Origin of the sequence: Lysinibacillus sp. ZYM-1, from assembly GCF_001308875.1 — a bacterium.
Taxonomy (GTDB): domain Bacteria; phylum Bacillota; class Bacilli; order Bacillales_A; family Planococcaceae; genus Lysinibacillus.
Map to the genome: position 1 here is coordinate 122463 of NZ_KQ465114.1, position 23998 is coordinate 146460.

The 23998-nt window shown below is 37.1% G+C and carries 19 protein-coding genes; 3 read left to right on the top strand and 16 right to left on the bottom strand.

Going from position 1 to position 23998, the window contains the following annotated elements; all coding sequences use genetic code 11:
* Window positions 1–47: 47 nt before the first annotated feature.
* The 10 genes from AO843_RS09520 to pepV all read right to left on the bottom strand — a co-directional run bounded on the left by AO843_RS09520 (window position 48) and on the right by pepV (window position 11639).
* A complete protein-coding gene (locus tag AO843_RS09520; RefSeq protein ID WP_054610885.1) occupies window positions 48–1274 on the bottom strand; it encodes a carboxylate--amine ligase in 1227 nt (408 codons plus the stop codon).
* 118 nt (window positions 1275–1392) lie between these two features.
* Window positions 1393–2256 carry a YtnP family quorum-quenching lactonase gene (locus AO843_RS09525; RefSeq protein ID WP_054610886.1) on the bottom strand — a complete coding sequence of 288 codons (864 nt, stop codon included), beginning with the start codon at window positions 2254–2256 and terminating at the stop codon, window positions 1393–1395.
* An 11-nt stretch (window positions 2257–2267) separates the two neighbouring features.
* Window positions 2268–2918: a tRNA (guanosine(46)-N7)-methyltransferase TrmB gene (trmB, locus tag AO843_RS09530; RefSeq protein ID WP_054610887.1), complete on the bottom strand. Its 651-nt coding sequence runs from the start codon at window positions 2916–2918 to the stop codon at window positions 2268–2270.
* Window positions 2919–3011: 93 nt separating this feature from the next.
* Entirely contained in the window at window positions 3012–3950 is a 939-nt protein-coding gene (locus AO843_RS09535; protein ID WP_054610888.1) for a diacylglycerol/lipid kinase family protein, read from the bottom strand.
* Between the two features lie 2 nt (window positions 3951–3952).
* A complete protein-coding gene (locus tag AO843_RS09540) occupies window positions 3953–4957 on the bottom strand; it encodes an NERD domain-containing protein (protein ID WP_054610889.1) in 1005 nt (334 codons plus the stop codon).
* A 317-nt stretch (window positions 4958–5274) separates the two neighbouring features.
* Window positions 5275–6597 (bottom strand): GntP family permease, encoded by a 1323-nt coding sequence (locus AO843_RS09545; RefSeq protein WP_054610890.1) that lies wholly within the window; start codon window positions 6595–6597, stop codon window positions 5275–5277.
* A 67-nt stretch (window positions 6598–6664) separates the two neighbouring features.
* Window positions 6665–7948 (bottom strand): histidinol dehydrogenase, encoded by a 1284-nt coding sequence (gene hisD, locus AO843_RS09550; RefSeq protein ID WP_054610891.1) that lies wholly within the window; start codon window positions 7946–7948, stop codon window positions 6665–6667.
* 265 nt (window positions 7949–8213) lie between these two features.
* Window positions 8214–9200, bottom strand: a complete 987-nt coding sequence (locus AO843_RS09555) for a LacI family DNA-binding transcriptional regulator (protein ID WP_231630110.1) — start codon at window positions 9198–9200, stop codon at window positions 8214–8216.
* A gap of 153 nt (window positions 9201–9353) precedes the next feature.
* On the bottom strand, window positions 9354–10205 hold the full coding sequence (gene dat, locus AO843_RS09560) for a D-amino-acid transaminase (RefSeq protein WP_054610892.1): 852 nt from the start codon (window positions 10203–10205) through the stop codon (window positions 9354–9356).
* A 27-nt stretch (window positions 10206–10232) separates the two neighbouring features.
* Window positions 10233–11639, bottom strand: a complete 1407-nt coding sequence (pepV, locus tag AO843_RS09565) for a dipeptidase PepV (protein WP_054610893.1) — start codon at window positions 11637–11639, stop codon at window positions 10233–10235.
* A 358-nt stretch (window positions 11640–11997) separates the two neighbouring features.
* Here pepV and AO843_RS09570 point away from each other — a divergent pair, with 358 nt between their 5' ends.
* Both AO843_RS09570 and AO843_RS09575 read left to right on the top strand, forming a co-directional pair.
* Complete coding sequence (locus AO843_RS09570) at window positions 11998–12219, top strand: DeoR family transcriptional regulator (RefSeq protein WP_053996610.1); 222 nt, start codon at window positions 11998–12000, stop codon at window positions 12217–12219.
* Between the two features lie 341 nt (window positions 12220–12560).
* Window positions 12561–13730, top strand: coding sequence for an MDR family MFS transporter (locus tag AO843_RS09575; protein ID WP_054610894.1), 1170 nt, complete (start codon window positions 12561–12563; stop codon window positions 13728–13730).
* A gap of 58 nt (window positions 13731–13788) precedes the next feature.
* Here AO843_RS09575 and AO843_RS09580 read toward each other — a convergent pair whose 3' ends face one another.
* From AO843_RS09580 to asnB, 4 genes are all read right to left on the bottom strand, one after another.
* Window positions 13789–15306, bottom strand: coding sequence for a GGDEF domain-containing protein (locus AO843_RS09580; RefSeq protein WP_054610895.1), 1518 nt, complete (start codon window positions 15304–15306; stop codon window positions 13789–13791).
* A 160-nt stretch (window positions 15307–15466) separates the two neighbouring features.
* Window positions 15467–16180, bottom strand: a complete 714-nt coding sequence (locus AO843_RS09585; protein ID WP_054610896.1) for a pseudouridine synthase — start codon at window positions 16178–16180, stop codon at window positions 15467–15469.
* 10 nt (window positions 16181–16190) lie between these two features.
* Window positions 16191–17804, bottom strand: coding sequence for a putative polysaccharide biosynthesis protein (locus tag AO843_RS09590; RefSeq protein ID WP_082389434.1), 1614 nt, complete (start codon window positions 17802–17804; stop codon window positions 16191–16193).
* Between the two features lie 273 nt (window positions 17805–18077).
* Window positions 18078–19925, bottom strand: a complete 1848-nt coding sequence (gene asnB / locus AO843_RS09595; RefSeq protein ID WP_054610898.1) for an asparagine synthase (glutamine-hydrolyzing) — start codon at window positions 19923–19925, stop codon at window positions 18078–18080.
* 286 nt (window positions 19926–20211) lie between these two features.
* Between asnB and AO843_RS09600 the strand changes: the two genes are divergently transcribed.
* Window positions 20212–21462, top strand: coding sequence for a BaiN/RdsA family NAD(P)/FAD-dependent oxidoreductase (locus AO843_RS09600; protein WP_054610899.1), 1251 nt, complete (start codon window positions 20212–20214; stop codon window positions 21460–21462).
* Between the two features lie 43 nt (window positions 21463–21505).
* Here the strand turns inward: AO843_RS09600 and AO843_RS09605 are convergent, their stop codons facing one another.
* Window positions 21506–22198, bottom strand: a complete 693-nt coding sequence (locus AO843_RS09605) for an AIM24 family protein (RefSeq protein ID WP_054610900.1) — start codon at window positions 22196–22198, stop codon at window positions 21506–21508.
* Between the two features lie 263 nt (window positions 22199–22461).
* Window positions 22462–23730 (bottom strand): L-lactate MFS transporter, encoded by a 1269-nt coding sequence (locus AO843_RS09610; RefSeq protein WP_054610901.1) that lies wholly within the window; start codon window positions 23728–23730, stop codon window positions 22462–22464.
* Window positions 23731–23998 lie beyond the last annotated feature (268 nt).

Here is a 23998-nt window from a genome sequence, read left to right on the forward strand (position 1 = left end):
AATGCAAAAGAAGCCATCTCATTTTTAATTGAGATGGCTTTTCATTATTATTCTGATAAACCTTTATTATTAAAGTATTTTTTATATTTACGATAATAATTTAAGTTATTAAGTGTTAGCTTCACCCAACGCTTCGTATTCATATCTTCATTGAAGTAAAGGGAGTTTGTGTATTTGCCCTCACTAATTAATTTTTTCGCCTCTAACTTAAGCTTCTCGTTAGATGCATATTTGAACAATACACCTTTTGGAATAATCATCCATAAATGTTTATCTTCCACGTATGTGACATCTTGTTCGATGTTTAACATATGATCATCAGCAACGTACTTCATTAAATTATGGCCACTTGCCGTTACATAATAACTAGATCGTCCATTACGTAAATTAATTTCAAACAGCTTGTACTGCTTATCACGAATATCGTATTTCATATCGAAATTCGCAAAGCCTGTATAACCGATGTTCTCTAAAAAGTTACGTACTTGATCCATTAACTCTTTATCATAGGTTGTTACGATTGCTGCATAACTACCGATCCCTTCCGGAGAATGTTCTTCTAGAATAGGATTCCCTAGACACATCAGCTTCACTTTTCCGTCTTTGCCCACATAAGCATTGAGCACACGCATGTAAGAATCGTCACCAGGAATAAATTCTTGAATAATCATTGTGTCCTGATAGCTTGAGCTATAAATTGCTTTTAATATAGCTGTTTTTTCTGCATCATCATAAGCAACAAAAACTTTTTTCTTCCCCGGGAATTTACATGCCCAATATTCAACTGAGTTTGAAGCCTTTAAAATAATTGGGTACTCGAATGGGGGTGTGAAATTTTCATAGTTGTCTGCTGTTACAGTCGTTGTCCCTGGATATTTAAAATTGTATTTATCGCACATCTTGTAGAAATTCTCTTTAAGTAAGATCTCATCCATTAATGATTCATCAATGTAAGGCACAGTAAAATGCTCTTGTAGCGCTGGCTTATTTTTTATTATAAGCTTTGCATAATCGTCTCCACACGCTAAAAGTAATAGTTTTTTATCTCCATACTTTTTTGCAACCTGTGCAAGAGCAGGGGCAAAAACATCCTGTTCATTTAGACGATCGATTTCTTGAAAATGCAAGATATGACTATCCTGTGTTGCTGTTAAATGAGAACGTCCTAAGACAAGTGGTTTAATACCATATGCTTCATAAAATGCACGGGCCATACCATATGCATTCATATCTGATCCTAGTAAAACTGGTAAAAATGGTTGTTCAGTCGCCATGTTTATTTCAACTCTCTTTTATATTTTAGTATCGTGTTTAGTGTATCATATTTTCCTTCATCTTCACGAACAAAAAAGCGAGGTAATGACATTTTACATGTCAATTACCTCGTCATTGTTAGAATGTAATAACAGCTTGTCTACTACGTTCAAGCTTAGCAATAATTTCTTTCCCTGTTTCATCCCATTTAATCATTCGATAATAAGCATCATGGTAGAAAATAAAGCCATAGTTGTTGGTAAGAGCTTCTTTCATAAGACCCTCTTTGGCAAATACACTTGTCATTGGATAATCATCATATGCTAAAACCCATAATGGATTTTGATGGGCATGGGTAGGCATTATGTCTGCCATATGCAATAATACTTCACCATTTTGAGTGAGTTTGATTACGGCATGTCCCTCACTATGACCACCAGTATGAATCATTTCAATTCCTGGTGCTACTTCCAACGTACCTTCATAAGTTTCAACTAAGTGCTGTACAGGCTCCCAATTCTCTTTCCAGTACGTATTTTTCGAGCGAATATTCGGGTTACGCATTTCATCCCATTCGATTTTTGTGACGAAAATTTTAGCATTTGGGAAAGTAGGCACAAGCACTTCATCTTCCCACTGTGTTAAACCACCAGCATGATCAAAATGTAAATGCGTCATTAACACCGCATCAATATCCGCTGTCGTTAACCCTAGCTCTTGTAAGCTATCCGCTAACGAAGATTCCTCTGTTACACCAAAGTTTCGTAGCTGTTTTTCATTTAGTTTGTTAAATCCAACACCCGTATCGATAAGATAATTTTTGCCCTCATATTGAATAAGAGTTGGTTCTGTTGGCAATTCAATTTGATTTTTTTCGTTGACCGGATATTTACGAGACCAAAGTGGTTTCGGTACAACACCAAACATCGCACCACCATCTAGGCACGTAACACCCCCGTTTAGCCATGATAATGACATATTGTGAAACTGTAACTGATCCATCCATATTCCCCCTACAATTTAGTGATAAATTGCGACTCTAATCGATAAATCGGCTGCCCTTTCGCAGAAAATTTCTGCTCATATTCAGTCATCACATTATCCTCTGGCATGTTTGCATGTAGGTCGAGTGATACATACTTTAGTAACATACCATATTCAGATATACTGATTAATGAAAACTCGAACAAACCACGGTTATCCGTTTTAAAATGGACTTCCCCATTATCCACCAAAATCGACTCATATAATTTCAAAAAATCCCCATGCGTCAAACGTCTTTTTGCATGACGTGTTTTTGGCCAAGGATCTGAGAAATTCAGGTATACACGTGCTACATCATTTTTGATAAAAAATTTATTTAAATCTGCGCCATTTACTTTAAGTAAGCGTAAATTCGCTGGAGATTTTGCTTCTAGCACTTTCTCTAATGCACAAACAATTACACTATCATAAAGCTCAATGCCAATATAATTGATATCTGGATTTTGCAAAGCCATTCCTGTTACAAATTGTCCCTTTCCTGTTCCTACCTCAATGTGGACTGGGTTGTCATTTCCGAATACAGCTTGCCAATTTCCTTTAAAGTCTTCAGGATTGGAAACGATTATCTCTGGATGATTTGTAATCATTTCCTCCGCCCAAGGCTTATTTCTTAATCTCACTGTTGTTCCTCATTTCTTTCTTATAAAATTATTGATTTTTTTATAGTATATCGTATTCCACTTTAATTCGCTTAAAATTATTGCGCAATGATATTATTTAGAACTCTTTGTCATAATGTTCCATGCATTCTGTTGCACTGTACAGTGAATAGTAGACCCCTGCTGGACACTTCCACTATAATTTCCATCCATATGACAATCAATCTTATCATCATTCACAATAATATCGAAGTGTTGTCCTTGTAAAAAAGTAATCTCCTTAAATTTCGTATGCTTTTCGAAAAAAACAGTAACAAAAACAAGTAATAATTTTATACGTGAAATATCATGCACAATCGTAATATCTACTCGGCCATCATCTGCTTTTGCAGCAGGTGATATTTTCATGCCTCCGCCAAAATAAGGCTGATTGCACATCGCTACAAACCATGCCCGTTGAAATTGCCATTCTTCTTCATCGGAACGTATCGTTACGTTAAAACAATCAAAGCTAAATAAGCCTCTAATGACAGCAATGGCATATGATAGTTTACCCAGACCTATTTTATTGAGGTAAAATTTAAGGCGAGATGTATTAATTGATTTTGTTACATAAGCATCAAAGCCTATGCCCGCATTATTGACAAAGATTTCATCCCGCCTATTGCCGAGCTGAACTTTCCCTGCATCTATCTTTGCATTTGCCATTGCAGCAGTCATTACATAGTCCTCGATTTGCTGAGCATTATGAAATGTGGGAAAATAGCGTGCAAAATCGTTTCCAGAGCCAGCACGAACAACCCCAACTATTATGAGTTCATTATGTACAACACCACTAAACACCTCATGGATGGTGCCATCCCCTCCAACAACTATAAGTAAGTTTTTATCCTGCTGTTGCTGTGCCCATTGTTTGGCGATTTCCTGTCCATGTTCTTCATATTCCGTAAAAGCTACTTGATAGTCTATGGTTAGTTGCTTTTGAAGCTGACGCCAAACCTTCTTACCTTTACCATTTCCTGCAGCTTCATTGACAATAAATAGAATCTGCATGCTTAGTCCTCTGTTGATTGTGAAGTCGGCTGCCAAATATCTCGATTAAAGGAGGTTGTTTGCACAGTATTTAAAATCGTCTGAGCCGCACGTATTTGCATATGCTTCATTGGAGAGGAAACCTTTCGCAAATGCTCCATCCATTCTCCGTAATTTCGGCGATCAACAAAACGAACTCCATATGGTGAACCAGGATAATCAAAATAACCATTACGAGTTAATACAACCTTGCTAATAGGCATATCTATATTTTCTTGTTTAAATAATTGTGACAGTACTGACTCCATACGGCCTAAGTTTATTGTTGGATTCAGAACTTTAGAGTCCTTTGTTCCCACTTTTTTTATCCAAAAGCGATCACTGCCACCAACATATACAGCTTGATTATCAGCCTCCAAAACCGTAATACAAATACACTCCGTTGGTGACATCAACACTACATCAAGCTCAATAGGTGCTTTTCTTATTTGTAGAATAGGATAATAAAATAATAAGTAATTATCTGGTAACGTTTGTAATAACGTACGTAGTAAAGAGTCACGCATGAAGCGAGGATCTACATATGATTTTTCACGTAATGTTGAACTTGCCCATTTCATTTGAAAGTGGAAGAATTGATCAATAAACATTCGTTTCAGCTCATGGATAGATTGAGGTGCATACACAATCTTAGGTTCAAATGTTAATGTTGTTTCTTCTTCTGGGATGCTATCCTCATCACTTATAAGCTCGTTTGATATTTCGATGTCTTCAACATTTTCTACTGTTTCTTTTTGTCGTCCAGCAAATATTTTTTTAATGAAGGAAAATCGTTCTTTTTCCTCTAAAGTATCCACTTCTGTCTCATTGTGAATATGTTGCCACTCGCTTATATCTTCTCCCAATTCCCATTGACGCTTAATGCGTTCCCATTGGCCTTTCTTCAAGCGCACAAATTGTGTAGGATATCTAGCTAAATCAATTTGATAACGTGAAATATAATCTTGTATTTTCACTAATTGTGCCAATGTTATCACTCCTATCTTACGAGCATGCTATTTTCATATATGTAAAACTTGTCATCTTTTCTATTTTACATGACGTATCATAAGAAAACATCCATTTTTATCCCTATAAATGTAGTCAATATGCCTCTGTTCGATAAGAATTTATGAGAATAGTCGTAGAATCCTCTCCACGGATCAACTGCACAATGATGAATAACTATGACCAATCAATATCAAAGCAGGACTACAATCAAATAAGCTTCCTACTTATTTTGTCATCAAAAAAACCCAACAAACAATTTTTTCAATCATTTGTTGGGTTTCTTTTTTCATATTTTTTAAATGCCTAAACCAAACGAGAATAAAATAACGGCTAATATTACCCCAAGTGCCGGTACTATAACTGTTAAGGCTCCAAATGCAGGGTATGCATCTTTATGTGTTTCTCCACAGATGGATCGAATGGTTGTTACCACATATCCACCTTGTGGAAGCGAGTCCAGTGACCCAGAGGAAATTGCAACTGTTCGATGCAATGCTTCTGGATTGACACCTAAATCTAAATAATGCGGTGCTAATAGTGGTAATGCAATAGCTTGTCCTCCAGAGGAAGAGCCTGTTAATCCAGCAATTACGGCTACTGCAAGTGCGCCACCTACTAATGGACTTCCTGGAATATCTGTCATAAACTTCACAGCAGATTCAAATGCAGGTGTTGCTTTTACGACTCCACCAAAACCAACAACCGCAGCTGTATTAGCAATAGCAATAATCGCTCCCATTGCCCCTTCTCCTACTGCTCCACCAAAGTTTTGGAAGAACTTTCTGTTGATGAGGTAACTTGCTAATATACCTCCCGTTAACGCAATAATCAATGCTGAGGTCCCTAATGAATTATGAAAAACAAATGAAATAATCAAAACAACCAGCAACGGAACAATACTTAAAATTGGGTTTGGTAAATCTGTTCGCGATGATGTAAATACATCTGTCTCTCTACTGACAAATCGTTCTCCATTTGCCAAAGCTTTGTTGATCATCTTTTTCAGCCACCAGTAACCAAAAATAATCATAAATATAGCCACGATTAAACTAACTTCCCCTCCGGCATATGGTGATGTGCCTAAAAATTCAATTGGAATCCAGTTTTGAATTTCAGGAGAACCTGCAGAAGTCATCGTAAAGGTTGTTGAACCAAAACCAAGCGCTGCTGGAATAAAACGTCTTGGTAAATTTGCCTGTTTAAATAGGCTAAGTGCCATTGGATAAACAGAGAATGCTACAACAAACAAGCTCACGCCGCCATAAGTTAAAACGGCACAGGCAACCACAATCGCTAATGCAGCTTGTTTCATCCCAATTTTATTGACAATCCATTGCGAAACACTGTCTGCTGCACCACTATCTTCCATTACCTTACCAAATATAGCCCCTGTTAAGAACATTAAATACCAGGATGCAATAAAGCCTGTGAAACCTGACATGTAATTTGTTAAAAAGTTTGCAGCATCCTTTTCTGCAAGCTGCGGGAAAAGCGGAAGCCCATTTAATAGCCCTACAAGCAATGCTGTTATAGGTGCAGCAATGAGGAGGTTCATACCTCTCATTGTTAAATATATTAATAGTGCCAATCCGCCGAATAACCCAATCATTCCTAACATTGTTCCCCCCAATTCCCCTTTTTGTGCAATTATGATTCTCACTTATTCGCCGTAGTCAGATTTAGAATTAATCATTCTTTTTTCCGTATCTTCTCACACGTAGAAGGGCTTGCTCTGCATGTCCTGCAAAGTTTTCTAACTGACATAGACGTGCAGCATATTCCCCAATGTAAGCACTTGCCTCTGGTGTTACTTTTTGATAAGTTACAGTCTTAATGAATTTCCCTACCCATAATCCACCTGTATAACGAGCAGCGCCCTTAGTTGGTAACGTATGATTTGTGCCAATTACTTTGACACCATAAGCAACATTCGTCTCAGGCCCTAAAAATAAACAACCATAATTCGTCATATGCTTAAGGAAATAATTTGGGTCTTCCGTTAATATCTCTACATGTTCAAAAGCAAGACGATCTGCTTCGATTCTAGCTTCCTCAATTGAATCTACTAGAAGAACCTGACCATACTCTTCCCAAGAAACACGTGCAACATCAGCCGTTGGTAACGTTTGCAATTGACGTTCAATTTCTTTGACTGTTTCTTCTGCTAGTTTTTCAGATGTTGTAATAAGCGCTCCAGGTGAAGTTGGTCCGTGCTCCCCTTGACCAAGAAGGTCCGTAGCGATTATTTCAGCATCTGCCGTATGGTCTGCAACTACTAAAGTCTCTGTTGGACCAGCAAACAAATCAATTCCTACACGACCATACAATTGTCTTTTTGCTTCGGCAACGAAAGCATTCCCAGGTCCCACAATCATGTCTACAGATTCGATCGTTTCTGTACCAATGGCCATTGCTCCCATTGCTTGAATTCCGCCTAGAAGGTAAATCTCATCTGCACCTGCTAATGACATTGCTGCAATTGTGGCATGTGGAATCTCTCCGTTAATAGGAGGTGTACAGGCAATTACTCGTTTTACACCCGCCACTTTAGCTGTTAATACGCTCATATGTGCCGATGCCACCATTGGATAACGACCACCAGGTATGTAGCAACCAACACTGTTCACAGGAATATTCTTATGACCCAAAATCACACCTGGAATATTTTCTACTTCCACATCATGTAACGAAGCTAGTTGTGCCTCTGCAAATTCACGAATGTTCTTTTGTGCGAATTTAATATCCTCAATGACGTCACTTGGAACTTTGGATACGATTTCATTTATTTGTTCTTCAGTTAAGCGAAACGATTCTGGAGACCACTTATCGAATTTTTCTGACAGTTCCAGAACTGCTTGATCTCCTCTAGTTTCTATATCCTTAATGGCTTCTGACACAATTTGAGAAACCTTGGAATCATTTGCACTTACTTCTTCTTTTGATTTTCCAGTTTTTAATACTTTAACCATTGTTATTTCCCCTTTTTGTTTAGATTTTTATTTTTGCATACGTATGCAAAAAATATATAAGTAAGATTATTCGAAATATAAAAAGTTGTCAACATAAATTTATTTAGAATTTTTTTCACCGTAACTCATTAGAAAATAATTAAAGCACCACGCCATTTCTTATAAGATGCACATACAAATTCTGTATACATCTTATTTTGATATAGCATGATGCTTATATTGTTGGCTTGAAAAGCTCTTCCTTCTATCTTTATTACCTACTACATTAGGTTGTTCTTCGCAAAATAAGGGCTCCGTCAATTTCAAGATTTCTAGCTTCACCTGAATATTCCTCTATTTCATTTAGCAAATATTTGACGGTCTCTTCAACCATTTCTGTAATCGGTTGTTCCCATGTTGTCAAATTGTATGTTGGCCAAGCTGCCATCTCAATATTATCAAAGCCGATCACTTTCGTCTCATTTGGAATAGCAATTTCGTACTCCTTTAATGCATCTACTACCCCTAGCGCCATGATATCATTTGCCACAAAAAACGCATCTGGTAATTGCTTTTCTGCTATAATTTGCCGAGTGATATTATATCCGCCTTCATATGTGTAATCAGAACTATATTTCTGATAAAGCACTTTATTTCCCTGCAAAATAGCACTAAATCCCTTTTCTCGTTCTCTACTTGTAGATGTATTTTCATTCCCTGAAATATAGACCATCTTTGTGCAACCCAAACTTAAAAGATATTCTGCAATCTTTTTACTTGCCTCAAGGTTGTTACAACATACTGAATAAAATTTGTTATTCTCTAGTTTTCGATTAAACAATACTAACGGTATTCGATAATTTATGAAATCTTCTGTTACCGACAAAGAAAGCGATGCATCGGTAATAACAACTCCAGCCACATTATAATTCAATAATATTTCGATATCTTCTTTTTGGATTTCATCATTATTGGTATAAACAAATAAAACACTGTAGCCATGTTTTTTAAAGGAGGTCGTAAATAGCTTTAACACTTGAGGGTAAAATGGATTTTGAACGCCCTTCATTACTAAGCCAATTATTTTTGTTTGGTTTGTAATCAAACTTCGTGCAAATTCATTTGGTCTATAGCCAAGCTCATGTGCTGCTGCTAAAACCTTTTCTCTTGTTTTTGCCGATACAGACGCACCTTCAAAATAAACTCTTGATACTGAAGATTGTGAAACACCAGCCAATTTTGCTACATCCTTGGCAGTAACTCCTTGTTTCATGATGTACATAACCTCTTTCGATCCATATTTCATTACAACAAATGAATGGATGACGTCCTTTTCAATGAGTCATCGTTAAAAAATATTCTCATAAAAAAACTACCTTAGAACTTGTATGGAAAGCAAGTCCCAGGTAGTCTATTCATTCATTTGTTAGGCATCTACAGAAATCGGTAATTTTGCCTCAAATGCTTGCTGTAATTGACGAGTCCATTCACCAGGAACCCCAGCACCAATTTGGTTGCCGTCAACATCAATTACTGGCGTAACTTCAGAAGATACAGATGATACAATGATTTCATCCATTGTTAGTAGATCTGCCTTCGTCATCGGCTCTTCGATCACTGGTAAATTAATTTCCTCCGCACATTTTAAAATCACCTGACGTGTAATACCATTTAAGATGAAATTATTAGCTGGATGTGTATAAAGTTTCCCGTCTTTAATTCCATAAACATTTGCTGAAGAGCATTCTGTCACGGTATCTCCACGATGTAAAATGGCTTCATAGCAGCCTTTTTCAGCAGCCTCTTGTTTTGCTAAAACTGCTCCTAGTAAGTTTAATGATTTGATATCACAACGTAACCAACGAATATCCTCCACAAAAGTGGCTTTTACACCTTTTTCAAAGTTTTCATATGCACGTTCACCCGCTTTTACATTGCCAGTTAATACAGCTGCAACACTTGCATCTGGGAAAACGTGATTTCGCGAATTAGCCCCACGAGTGATTTGGAAATAAACATGTCCTGTATCCAAATTATTTTTTTCAATTAGTTCATGTAATAATTTGTGTAAAACGTCTTTTGTATAAGGAATAACAAGACGAATTTTTTCGGCACTCGCATAGAAACGATCAATGTGCTCTTGTGCTGTAAACATATTTCCATTATAAACTTTGATTACTTCATAAATGCCATCACCAAACTGATAGCCTCTATCTTCAGGTGAAACTGCAATAGATCCTTCTTCAACAATTTGATCATTCCATAATGAATATGCCATTTTTCGTTCATCCTTTTCGTCTTTAAGTTATTTTTTTCCTGCAAGCTCAACAATTGCTTCAGCATAAATAGCCGCTGCTTTAACAAGATTTTCAACGACGACAAACTCATCTGCACGATGCGCCACATCCGGCTCTCCTGGGAATAGCATGCCAAATGCCACGCCCTTTTTCATCACACGTGCATATGTCCCACCGCCTGTAGATAATAACGGTGTTTCTGTATCACCTGATTGACGTCTATAGATAGCTGCTAATGTTTGTATAAATGGATCATCTTCACTAACATAATGGGGCTTGGAGTCGTCTTGAATATCTAATGAAAATCCTTTTTTTACAACTAAGCGTTGAGCCTCTGTAATTTTTTCATCGAATGGATAGGACACAGAATAGCGCATACTAATCACTAAACTGCCTCCATTATTGACATCAAAGCTAACGATGCCTGGATTTAATGTTGTATGACCAGACATCGCATCCTCAAATTGTAATTCAAGCTGATGGCCATAATGATCCTGATAAAAAGCATCTGCGATAAAGTCGACAAATTGTTTACTTGTCTCTGTCGTCAACTCTTGTTGTAAAAACGCAGCAAGATAAACAGCTGCATTGACACCTTTTTCTGGTTCCATTGCATGGGCTGCTTTACCTTTGATAGTTATTATATAGCGAGAGTCCTCCATTAATAAAGAGCCTTCTAGCTGATTTTTGCTTAAAAATGTTTGAAAATTCTGTTCGAATTGCACTGAAACATGATGAACTGTTGCTTTAGCAAAATCAGGTACCATATTTGGACGCTTTCCTGCATTAAATAGTAGTAGCTGTTCTTTCTTTGCATCACCAACTTTATTTTGAGAGAACACAAGCTCTGCAATGCCTTTCTCAGCATTAATGAGCGGGAAATCTGCATCTGGTGCAAAACCGATTGTCGGCATTTCCTCCTGTTTGAAATAGTGGTCGACACAGCGGAATCCTGTTTCTTCATCCGTACCAATAATCATTCGCACTCTTTTATCTAATTGAATACCTGCATCTTTGACAAGTTTCATGGCCATCCATGCCGCAATAGTAGGGCCTTTATCATCAATCGCACCACGTGCATATAGCTTCCCATCTGCTACAGTACCGCTGAATGGTGGGTATGTCCAATCCGCTTCATCCCCTATCGGAACAACATCAACATGACATAAAATACCTAGTAATTCTTCTCCTGCACCCATTTCAATATGTCCAGCATAGTTATCTACATTTTTCGTTAGTAGCCCTTCTTTTTGGCCCTTTGCTAGTAACCATTCAAGCGCTTGAAGTGGACCATCACCGAAAGGTACTTCAGTAGTAATCGTATCCTCATCAAGAATACTATTAATTTGCACAAGCTCCTGTAACTCTTGTACTAATTCTTCTTGCCTTTCTTTTGCAGCTTGTAACCAATTCATACCATGTACCTCCTTCAAAGTATTAACATTATTCTACACCTTACAACATATATGACAATCTTCTTTCTGACAACTTTTTTCGGCAATTTCTACTGACACTACCACATATAGCATGTATTTCACTTATTTCCACAAAATACAGTAAAAATTTTATGTTTCTATTGTAAATTTCTCTTGCATTCACTAGAAAATCATGTAGTTTTTCTATATAATGAAGTTATCAGAATAATTGTTCTGACTATAAAAATTAGAAAAGGGGATGTCTAAGGCAGCTACTTAATAGCCTAAGTGCACTCCGCACATATTGTCGTCCGCTAGTCTTTGCCAAGAGAATTAAGATGAAGGAGTGGTTCATTTAATGAAACCAACTACTGATCGAATGCTTAATCGTATTAAAGACGTGTACATGTTTATTTTAGACAAAGGAACCGTGTCTACACAGGATTTAGTCGAAGAGTTTAGTATCACTCCTCGCACCGTTCAAAGAGATTTGAACGTGTTAGCCTTTAACGATTTGGTGATGAGTCCAAGTCGAGGCAGATGGACAACGACGAAGAAAAAAGTAAAATTGACGTCTTAGTTTTACGTAGAATACGTAAAGCATTGTGTATGGAAAAGAATGACCTTTCGTCGGGGTCATTCTTTTTTTGTTGTTAGGAGATTATTAGATATTTTGTATCTTGTTGGATAAAGCGGCGATTGATTTTTACCTGTTCACTAGACAGGATGAAGAACCCACTTCTGTGACTTGATCTGGTGCAGTCTGGTTCCGAACTATTACCTGCCAAAAAGTCTAAATTTGAAGCTCCCCCACTCCGAGTATCACCTACTCTTATCCTTCAAAATTATTTTGACTATTTACAGTTGCTTAACAATCCGTTAAACTCGAAACATTCTAAATTGTTGAGAGGAGGATTTTATATGAAACTGTCAAAGTTGTTTCATCCTTTAGTTTGGATTATTTTGGGTGGAACAGTTTTCACACGTATAGCAAGCTTTATGGCAATGCCATTTTTAGCGATTTATTTACATAATGAAATTGAAGCCTCCCCTTTGCAAATTGGGTTGACGATAGGTATTGCACCGCTCATCTCCACGGTTGGAGGGTTTTTTGGTGGATATTTGACTGATCGTTTCGGGAGAAAAAGTGTTATTCTTTTAACAATTATTGTGTGGAGTCTCGTATTCTTTGGTTTTGCTACTGTCCATACTGTTTGGTTATTTGTTCTATTTAACGCTTTAAATGGCCTTTGTCGCTCATTTTTTGAACCTTCCACACAGGCATTAATGATTGATTTTACACCTGCTGATAAACGAAAAAGACTATTTTCATTACGTTACACGGCCATTAATATTGCTGCAGTCATAGGTCCAATAATTGGCGTGTATATCTCACAGCTAGCAAGTCCGAGTATACCTTTTATGCTGACAGGTATTATGTATATTATTTACGCCGTATTTTTATTTTTCATATTAAAACGTTATCAAATGCAGCAACAAAAGGCTGTCACACAAACAAAAATTTTGCACACCTTTACAATCCTTTTGACAAATCGTGTGCTGCTTAGCTTTATTTTTGGAGCTATCCTTATCAATATCGGGTACTCTCAATTTGATTCAACATTACCACAAATCATTGAATTAACCGTTGAGAATGGAACAAAGCTTTATTCGCTATTAATATCTCTCAATGCAGCGGTGGTCTTACTATTACAATTGCCAATTAGTATAGTGTCTGAAAGATTTTCATCATCCGCAACCTTGTTAGTTGGTATTCTGTTTTTTGCTATGGGACTTTTTTTGTTCGGGTTCTCCAACAACTATACACTCTATATAATCGCCATGATTATTTTTACGATTGGCGAAATCTTTGCCTTCCCTACAATGAATGTCATGATTGATGAAATTGCGCCTGACACTCAAAAAGCAACCTACCTTGGTGCTGCGCAATTTAAAAATTTAGGGGGCTTTATTGGACCAATCATAGGAGGTTGGCTATTAACCCATTATATGAATGCCATGTTTGCAGTTATCGCCATCCTTGTATTATGTAGTTGCATCTTTTATCAATCAAAAACACCAACACATTAAAAAGTGCTCCATTTCTATAAAAATAGCTAAATCTGCTATCTATAGAATGGAGCGCTTTTTAGATTCTGGTATCTTCGTCAGCAGCTACTTCTGTATAACTAGAGTATTGGTCTTTACCAGCATTTTTTGATTGATATAATGCTTTATCGGCTCGCTCAAATAAGCTCATTTCCGTGTCTTCGGTATGATGATAAATGGCCCCACCCATACTCACGGATAATACAGACCATTTCTCAATGGCATGCCCTTCGAATTTAAGCGTTCTTATTTGAGTCAAGATGGCCTCTGCTATTTGTTGCATATGATGTTCTGTTGTGTCGTACAGAACAATGGCAAATTCATCTCCTCCAAATCTAACGACAAAACCATCTTTTTTCACTACTTTCTTTAAGATCCTAGCTGTCCCAATTAGGATATGATCCCCTTCCGCATGACCAAATTGATCATTTACTTGTTTAAAGTTGTCTAAATCAATCAACAGTAATGCGGGTCTATTTACTTTTCGTTTCTTTATTAAACTGTCTACTTTGCGAATATATGTCGCACGGTTATAGACACCTGTTAACGGGTCAAAAGTGGCGAGATGTATCGTTTTGGAGAGAATTTTATTAATGACTAGCAGCATCACAAAAGCAGTTACAAGAGCGATGGCTAGTAAAATCCAAAACTGTTTTGAGTTTTTTTGCAGCGCTTCTATTTTTGTGAAATTGCCGTATTTCACATAAACAATCCTTTTGGAAGACTCTCCTCTGACCGTCTCCGCTTCATAAGGTAAAAAAAGATGCGTTTCGATATAACCATGATCTAGTTCTTTTTGATACTCCATAGGCTTCATCTTTTTCTTTGCCAGCTCAAAGTATTTCTGAAATTGTTGGGATTGTTCTTGAACTGTTATTCTCTTTGACTTTGAATCATTAAAGAATACCCCTCCGGCATTAATGGTTTGCACTTCTACTAAATCAACGTATTTAGCTACCAAATATTCTGAAGTTTTTTCAAAATTAAAAGTTTGGAAAACTGGATCTTTCAATAAGTCTATACTTAGTTCCAGAAGATATTTCTTATCCTCTGTTGCTAGGTAGCCAAATTTTCGATATTCTCCTGTCGTTGTTGAAATATCGATCCCGTCTGTGTAAAACCCTCCACTCGCACGCCGTTCATTCAATAATGCAGAAAAACGTTGACAACAATTAGAAAAGTTTAAACCAATATCTTTATCAAATGTCGTGTATATCACTGTATTTGTCTGATCTACTATGTATATATCCATATCATGTTTATTTTTCATTTGTTGTAAATCCCATGAAGCAACATTGGTGTTTTCACGATAATAGTTTTTTAAAGTTCTGAGTTCCTGCTCCATTTTGTCTGACATGTTTTTATCAAAATAAAAATGGGCATTATCTACAGCTCGCATATCTGTAAGAATATGATTTTCTATTAATATTCTGTTCCTAGCCACTTGCTTTTCGATATCATCAACTAATATTTGCCTATTCACATATGAAATTACAGCAACAAGTATGACTGCAAAAGCTATTAAAGATAGTAATAATTTAATTCGCAGGTTCTTCATTTATTTACCCTCTACTTATTTTCACCATCATTTTTTGGAAACATCTTAGAGATTGATAAGTACCTTAACTATATCAAGATAACTCATTACATATTATACAGTTCCTGTCATAAGGCTGTATATAAAAATCCCCGATGCTAAGTTAGCATCGAGGAACATGTTAAAGATTGTTTTGTAAGCAGTCTAGCTCTTCTACAGTTAGCTCACGATATTCTCCTAACGCTAGACGATCATCTAATTTTAGATTACCCATAGATATGCGCTTTAAATAGGTTACGCGTTTACCTACAGACTCGAACATTCGCTTCACCTGATGAAACTTACCTTCCTGAATCATTAGCTCTATCTCGGATTGTGGTGCAGATCTGAGAATCACAAGTTTTCCAGGTTTTGTCATATATCCATCATCTAGCTCTACGCCATGTGCAAATTTTTCAGCGTCATCTTCAGTTACAACGCCTTCAATCTGTGCGTAATAAACCTTTGGCACATGTTTTTTTGGAGACAATAAATTATGTGCCAAAGTGCCGTCATTGGTTAATAACAGCAAGCCTTCTGTATCTTTATCTAGTCGGCCAACTGGAAAAGGCTGAAAATGCTGGTCTAATGGCTCCAGCAAGTCAATAACCGTTTTATCTCTTAAATCTTCTGTTGCAGAAATGACACCAGGTGGTTTATTCATCATAAAATAGACAAACTCTGTATAAACGACACGCTCACCATACACGGACACATGTTGCTGTTCTGGGTCTACGTGTAATGCTGCATCCTTCACATATGCGCCATCCACTGTGACAGCTTTTTGTTTTAATAGCTGCTTAACTTCCTTGCGTGAGCCATACCCCATATTTGCTAGTAATTTATCTAAACGCATCCTACCACTCCTATTTCATACCCAGCTTGCTCATAATGCGAGTCAATCGTTCCCCTAATAGCTTCTGTGCTAAACCTAAACGTAGTGACAAGAAGCCATATACAGCTACACCAACACCAGCACAAATAATAGAGAATAGTAATGCTGAGAATTTACTATCAACTGGACCCATTAGCAATTCCAATAGCTTATGGACAATCAACACACTGATAGCCATTGCCATTGTTAATAAGGCAATTAACATGACACGTCGAACGACCATTTCTGATCGATAATTTAATGTTTTTCGTAACACAAGAATATTAATAATAATCGATACACTATAGCCTATTGCTGTTGCTACAATAGCACCATCAGCCTCCAGCAATCGGATTAACGGGATATTTATCGCTAGCTTGACGAATATTCCTGATAATAAGCTGAAGACAATCCATTTTTGAAAATCAATTCCTTGTAGTAAGGCAGCAGTGACTTGGAATAACGCAAATAAAATCGCAACAGGTGCATAATGAGCTAAAATCATAGCACCCATTTCACTTTCAGAATAAAGCATAAAGTAAATTTCATTTGCTAACAGAGAAATACCAACCACCGCAGGCAGTGTAATAAAGATTAGAATTTGATAGGTTTTATCCATCGCATGACGTAGCGATAAATACTCACCCTGAGTGTAATATTTTGTAATTGTTGGGACAAGTGCCATCGAAAAACCTGTTGCTAGCATGACAGGAATGATGACAACTTTATGCGTCATAAAGTTAATCATCGATAAATAGGTATCTGTGACCTCAGCTAAACCAATAGATGTCATAGCCCCATTAAAGGTAAGCATATCGACTAATTGGAAGAGCGGATTGGCCACACCTACAAACACCATTGGTATGGAATAGGTAATAACCTCTTTATAAATATTAGACATCGGCAGCTGTGTAGAGGTCACACTTTGGCTGCGTAATAAGTTAAATTCAGGCTGATATTTTTTCCAGTAATAATAAAGAACACCTAAGCCACCAATCGCCCCGATAAAGGCTGCAAATACTGCAAAAGAGATGGCTGTCTCTGGTTTTCCTTTGAACACAACAACCACAAGGAAGGAACCACCAAGTAACACGACAATTCGCACAATTTGTTCCACCAATTGTGATACGGCGGTAGGCTCCATTTTGTCATAGCCTTGGAAGAAACCTCGCCAAAGACTCATAAATGGTACAACAATTAGGGCAAAACTAACCCATCTTATGACTGAAGCAATCTGATCCACGGTAAAAACTTGTTCTTCACTCTTAATGACCAATCCTGCTATAGGCGTTGCAAGAAGGAAGAGGGCAATAAATGCTGCAAAACCCGTTATCATCATAATGAGTATGCCTGATTTCATCAGCTTGCGACCTGATTGATAATCTCCTATAGCATTGTATTTAGAAACAAATTTGGAGACAGCAATTGGCGCACCTGAAATAGCGATTGCCAGCATAATAGAGTAGGGAATGTATGCATATTGATAGAGCGCGATATTTTTCTCACCGACAATTGCATAAAACGGAAAAATATAAATTAATCCGAGCACCTTCGATAAAAACATCCCCAATGTTAATATCGCAGTACCTTTCATTAAATTGGACATCATACCCATCCATTCATTGTAAAATCAAAATTATTATCGTAATACACCAAAGTATACTTATAAAACGCTTTTTTTATTTTTTTGAAGTAACGATATGCAAGCGCTGTCACATAAAAATTCCATAAGTAAACCAACTGTAATCTTAACATATTTATAGGAAATGAGACGCATTAAAACATCAAAAAGTTCATTTAAAAGTAAACTTGAAAAAAAGGCCTTAAAATAATCGGTGAGGATTACAAAAACCCCCACCGATTAAAGCTCATTTCTTTATTACATGTCCACAAAGAACTTTTTATACCACACCAGGAATACATAGGCTGTCCAAATGTAACGGCCACGGTTTGCTTTACCTTCATAGTGTTCATCTAGATAACCAACCAATTGCTTAGTATCAAAGAATTCATTGGCAAAGTCAGTTGTAAACATTTCTTTTACCATATTATAGTACTTTTCTTCACGTAACCAGTGACGAATTGGCACTGGGAAACCAAGTTTTGGACGTTTTGCCCATTCTTCTGGCAATTCTTGGTGTGCCGCTTGACGTAGAACATATTTTGTATCAATATCATTGACGCGATATTGAGATGGAATATTTTTAGCTAATTCCATTACTTCTTTATCTAAGAAAGGTACACGTAATTCAATCGAATGCGCCATACTCATCTTGTCGGCTTTTAATAAAATATCGCCTGGCATCCAAAGATTTAAATCTAAGTACTGCATTTTAGTCACATCATCTTCGCCTGGTACTTCGTCGTAAATGCGTTTTGTAATAGATTTTACAGATGGCGCATTTTTATAATCCGGTTTTAAAACATTAATGGCATCTACTTCATCCCAAACTACTGCTTCGCCGATAAAACGTTCTTCTACCGTTTGACCACCTTTAATTAGGAAGTTCGTATATTGGCTTTTAGGTAGAGCTTCTGCAATTCCTCGTAACGTTTTACGAACACCCCATGGAAGTTTTTCGTATTTTTGCATTCTTCCTGAGTTTTGATACCAAGAGTAACCACCAAAAATTTCATCCGCACCTTCACCTGAAAGTACAACCGTTACATCTTTAGAAGCAAGTTCTGAAAGGAAGTAAAGCGGTACTGAAGAAGGATTCGATTGCGGCTCGTCCATATGCCATTGAATTTTCGGAAGAGCTTCAAAGCACTCATCTGCTGTAATATATTTACGCTCATTTTGAATATCTAACGTATCTGATAAATCTTTTGCTAGGTTCGTTTCATTAAACATATCTTCATAGTCAGCAAACCCTACTGAGAAGGATTTATCAGGACGTAATAAGGACGTAATATAACTTGAGTCAATACCACCTGATAAGAATGAACCAACTTTCACATCACTGATTTGATGTGCTTCAACAGATTCTTTAACAGTTGAACGAATTTCTTCAATGTATTTTTCAATTGGCGCTTCTTTGGCATGGAATTTTTTATCCCAATATTGCACAATTTGCTTTTTGCCATTTTGAATCAGCATATAGTGTGCTGGTGGTAATTTAAAGACCCCTTTAAAGAATGTTTCATCCATTGAAGAATATTGGAATGTTAAATAAGGGCGTAGAGCCTTTTTATTTAATTCTTTAATAAAAGAAGGGTGTGGTAAAAATGATTTAATTTCAGAACCAAAAATAAATGTACCATCTGTTGTATGTTCAGAGTAATACAATGGTTTAATGCCAAAGCCGTCACGAGCGATGAACTGTAAATCATTCTTTTTATCCCAAATACAGAAGGCAAACATCCCGCGTAACTTTTTCACAAAGTCTACACCGTACTCTACATAGCCATAAATAATAACTTCACTATCTGACTGTGTTTTAAAGGAATGTCCTTTTTCAATAAGATCTGCACGCAGCTCTTGGAAGTTAAATATTTCTCCATTAAATACAAGTACAATATTACCATCTTCACTGTATAATGGTTGATTCGCTACATCTGATAAGTCAATAATACTTAATCGTCTGAATCCTAACGTTACTTTATCGTCACTATGAATACCACCACTATCTGGTCCGCGGTGAATAATTGTATTCATCATATTTTCAATTGTTTGATGATGATCAATCACATTTGTTCCATTAATATAACCTATAAATCCGCACATTCTATTTTTCACCTCATAATTTAGTGCATAACCTTTACCATAATAGCATGAAAAGACATTCATTTCATGCTGACAATGCTAATAAAGGAAACTTTCATCGATATAATTGTATAACAAAATTAATTGTGTTTCATTCTACTATAAAATGCTCTTCTACATGAAGGAAGAGATAAAAAATTATAAAACACTTTGCTATTATTTTCAATGTTAAAGAAGCCCTTCTCTATATAGACTTCATGTATAATAGGAAAGATTCCTAATTTGAAAAGAAAGTGAGTTTCTAACTATGTATGATGTAATCGTGATCGGTGGTGGCCCATCTGGTTTAATGGCGGCGATTGCTGCTGGAGAGCGTAATAAGAAAGTTTTATTGTTAGAAAAAGGAGCAAAGCTTGGCAAAAAATTAGCCATTTCTGGTGGTGGACGCTGCAATGTTACCAATCGTTTGCCTGTTGAAGAAATAGTGAAGCACATACCTGGTAATGGTCGTTTTCTCTATAGTCCTTTTACCGTTTATAATAATGAAGATATTATCACATTTTTTGAAGGGCTTGGTGTCGCTCTAAAAGAAGAAGATCATGGTAGAATGTTCCCGGTATCGAACCGTGCACAAGATGTTGTCGATGCGCTGATCCGACAGCTTCAACGTCTACACGTTGAAGTACGTTTACACACAGCTGTTAACAAGCTTGTTATGGATGAGGAAAAAATTCTTGGTGTACGTCTTACAGATGGCACTGAAATTCGTAGCCAAGCAGTCATCGTAGCCGTTGGTGGCAAAGCTGTCCCCCAAACAGGATCGACAGGTGATGGCTACCCATGGGCAGAACGGGCTGGCCATACAATCACAACATTATTTCCAACAGAAGTCCCTATCATTTCAAAAGAGGACTTTATTCAAGCACGCGAGCTACAGGGGCTGGCATTACGTGATGTTGCTGTCTCTGTGCTAAACAAAAAAGGCAAGGTACTCGTTACACATCAAATGGATATGCTCTTTACGCACTTTGGCCTAAGTGGTCCTGCGATTTTACGCTGTAGTCAGTTCGTTGTGAAAGAATTAATGAAAACAGGCTATGAGCCAGTGACAATGCGTATTCAAACACTAGTTGATTATAATGAAGAAACATGTCTGCAATATTTAAATAGACTGATCAAAGAGGATCCGAAAAAGGCTGTAAAAAATGTTTGGAAAGGTATTGCACCCGAACGTTGGCTATTATTTTTATGTGAACGAGCGAATATCGATGTACAGTTGACAGGCGCTGAATTATCCCAAGATAAAATTCGTCAACTAGCACATTTACTAGTCAATTTCACATTGTCGGTAAGTAGCACGCAGTCACTTGACAAAGCATTTGTTACGGGCGGTGGTGTCTCCGTAAAAGAAATTGAGCCAAAAACAATGGCTTCGAAGAGAAAAGAAGGCTTGTTCTTCTGTGGGGAAATTCTTGATATTCATGGCTATACAGGCGGTTATAATATCACCTCTGCCCTTGTAACCGGGAGAATCGCAGGAATGCATGCGGCATTGTAATAATAGAAGAAAAAGCGTGTCCGAACAAAACGGACACGCTTTTTTAGCTTTCACTAGACATATAAACTTCTTCAAATGGCTGGATAATGACAAAGCCCTCACCTGAAAACGCCATCTGGATTGATTCACCACTGCCACGACCAATAAATGTACGGAAGCTGATATCTGTTTTAAACTCAGGTGTTAAATTACCTGACCATGCCACCGTAGCGTGTGGATCAGTATAGACTGTTTCACCCGGCTTCACTAATAAAGTCAATGGTTCAAAATGAGTTGTAATCGCTACTTTCCCTGTTCCTTGTAACGTTACGTTGAATAAACCACCTGACATGATACCTGCCATTTTGCGCATTAAACGGATATCCCAGTTGATGCTAGGCTCAAAGGCAAGTAAATCATTACCGTTTACACATATACTGTCGTTTTTTAAATCAAAGACGGTTACTTTCTTACCTTGATCTGCTAAATAAAGTCTGCCCTTTCCACTAGCTTTCATCAATTGGGTACCTTCTCCTGTTAAAGCCTTTTTAAACATCTTGCCAAGTCCATGCTCCAGCACACGCTCACGTTCAAATTTAATGTCTCCTGTATAGGAAATCATTGCGCCCATTTTTGACCATACTTCACCGTTTAAATTAACCTCTAATACGCGCTCAGTCTCCAATTCAAAATAATCATTTTCTTGGTCATCCTGCTGCGTCTTATGAACAAATTCATCTAAAGAAAATTTCCCCATGGTATATCCCTCCCTCATTACTTTATATACGATTACCGTTGTGAAAAGATTCAAATTTTAGCTGTTTATCCCTTATCACGTCTTTCGTTATAAATTCTCTCTTTTAATAACGAATTCTTTTTATTTCCAGTAATGTTATTGACATCAGATAGCTGCTGTTATACATTAAACAAAGATCCTGTAATTGTTATATAACAATTACTAAAAAAAATAACTACATAAGTGCCATGTGCGAAATGACACTTATATAGTCGCTGAAAAATTTATTGAGTAGCGGAGACGTCTCCAACATTTTGTGCCGCTTTTAAAGCCATTTGTTTACGTACATCTGCACGTAGTGTTAGTGAAATGATTAACGATGCCGCAATTAACCCTGCAAATACGTAGAATACAGGAATATAGCTTCCATAAGCATTTTTGATTGCGCTTACTAACAACGGTCCGAAAACTCCACCCAATGACCAAGTTGTTAATAAATAACCATGAATAACACCTAGTTGCTTTGTACCAAATAGATCACTTGCAAACGCAGGTAAATTTGAGAATCCACCACCGTAGCAACTAACAACTAAGAAAATAAGTGCTTGGAAAATAATCACGTTAGTTGTATGTGGTAAAACGATAAATGTTATTAACTGTGCTGTAAAGAAAATAACGAAAACGTTTGAACGTCCAATGTAATCAGACACAGCGGCCCAAATTAAACGGCCACCACCATTAAATAACCCCATAATTCCTACCATTGCTGCAGCTCCTGCAACTGATAGACCAACAATTTCCTGCGCCATTGGTGAGGCAACAGATATCATCATAATCCCTGCTGTTACATTTACTAAATGCATAGACCAAAGCATCCAGAAATGCTTTGTTTTGACAGCTTCACGTGCTGACATAACAGCTAAATCTTTTTTTACAACTTCTTTGCCATTATTGGCAGCTGCCTTCATATTAGCCGGCATATAACCAGGCTTAGGCGGCGCTATATATGAAGCCCCTAAAATCATTAACGTGAAATAACTTGCCCCTAAAATAAAGTATGTTGTAGAAATGCCAACTGCCTCCATTAAGTTGGCTGCGACTGGTGCTGTAATAAGGGCGCCAGATCCGAATCCAAGTACGGCCATACCTGTTGCTAGGCCACGACGATCTGGGAACCATTTTACGAGTGTTGATACCGGTGCAATATAACCAATCCCCATACCTAATCCACTAAGAACACCATATGTTAACCAATACAACACAACAGAATCCATTGAAATCGCTACACCAGCACCAGCTTGTCCTGCTCCAAATAAGACAGCTGCTACCATCGCCGATTTACGTGGTCCCATTTTTTCTACTAAGCTACCAAATAATGCGGCTGAAAAACCAGCAAGCCCCATCATAATAGTAAAGGCAATCGTTACCTTTGTTTCACTCCATCCCATTTCTGTGACAATTGGTAGCTTGTATACACTGTATGCATATGCTCCACCGATGGAAAGGTGAATCGCGATTGCAGATAATGCAATTAACCATCTATTTTTATTCATAAATTCTCATTTCTCCCCTCTTTTGCTACCTGTGAAAATTCTATGAACGTCCATGTAAAACAATTTACCACTTAGAATTATTCAAATGCAAGATGTTTTTTGAAAAAATATTATTTCTCCAAAAAGTATTTCTCATTTCTTTATAAGATTTTCCTCATTAAAACCTTACAGGCTCTAAGTAGAACTACGTTTATCTTACGAAATCCTCAACATTTTTTAGCAATTATTACTTTTCTACTCTATTATCTCATCTCGATATAATTATATT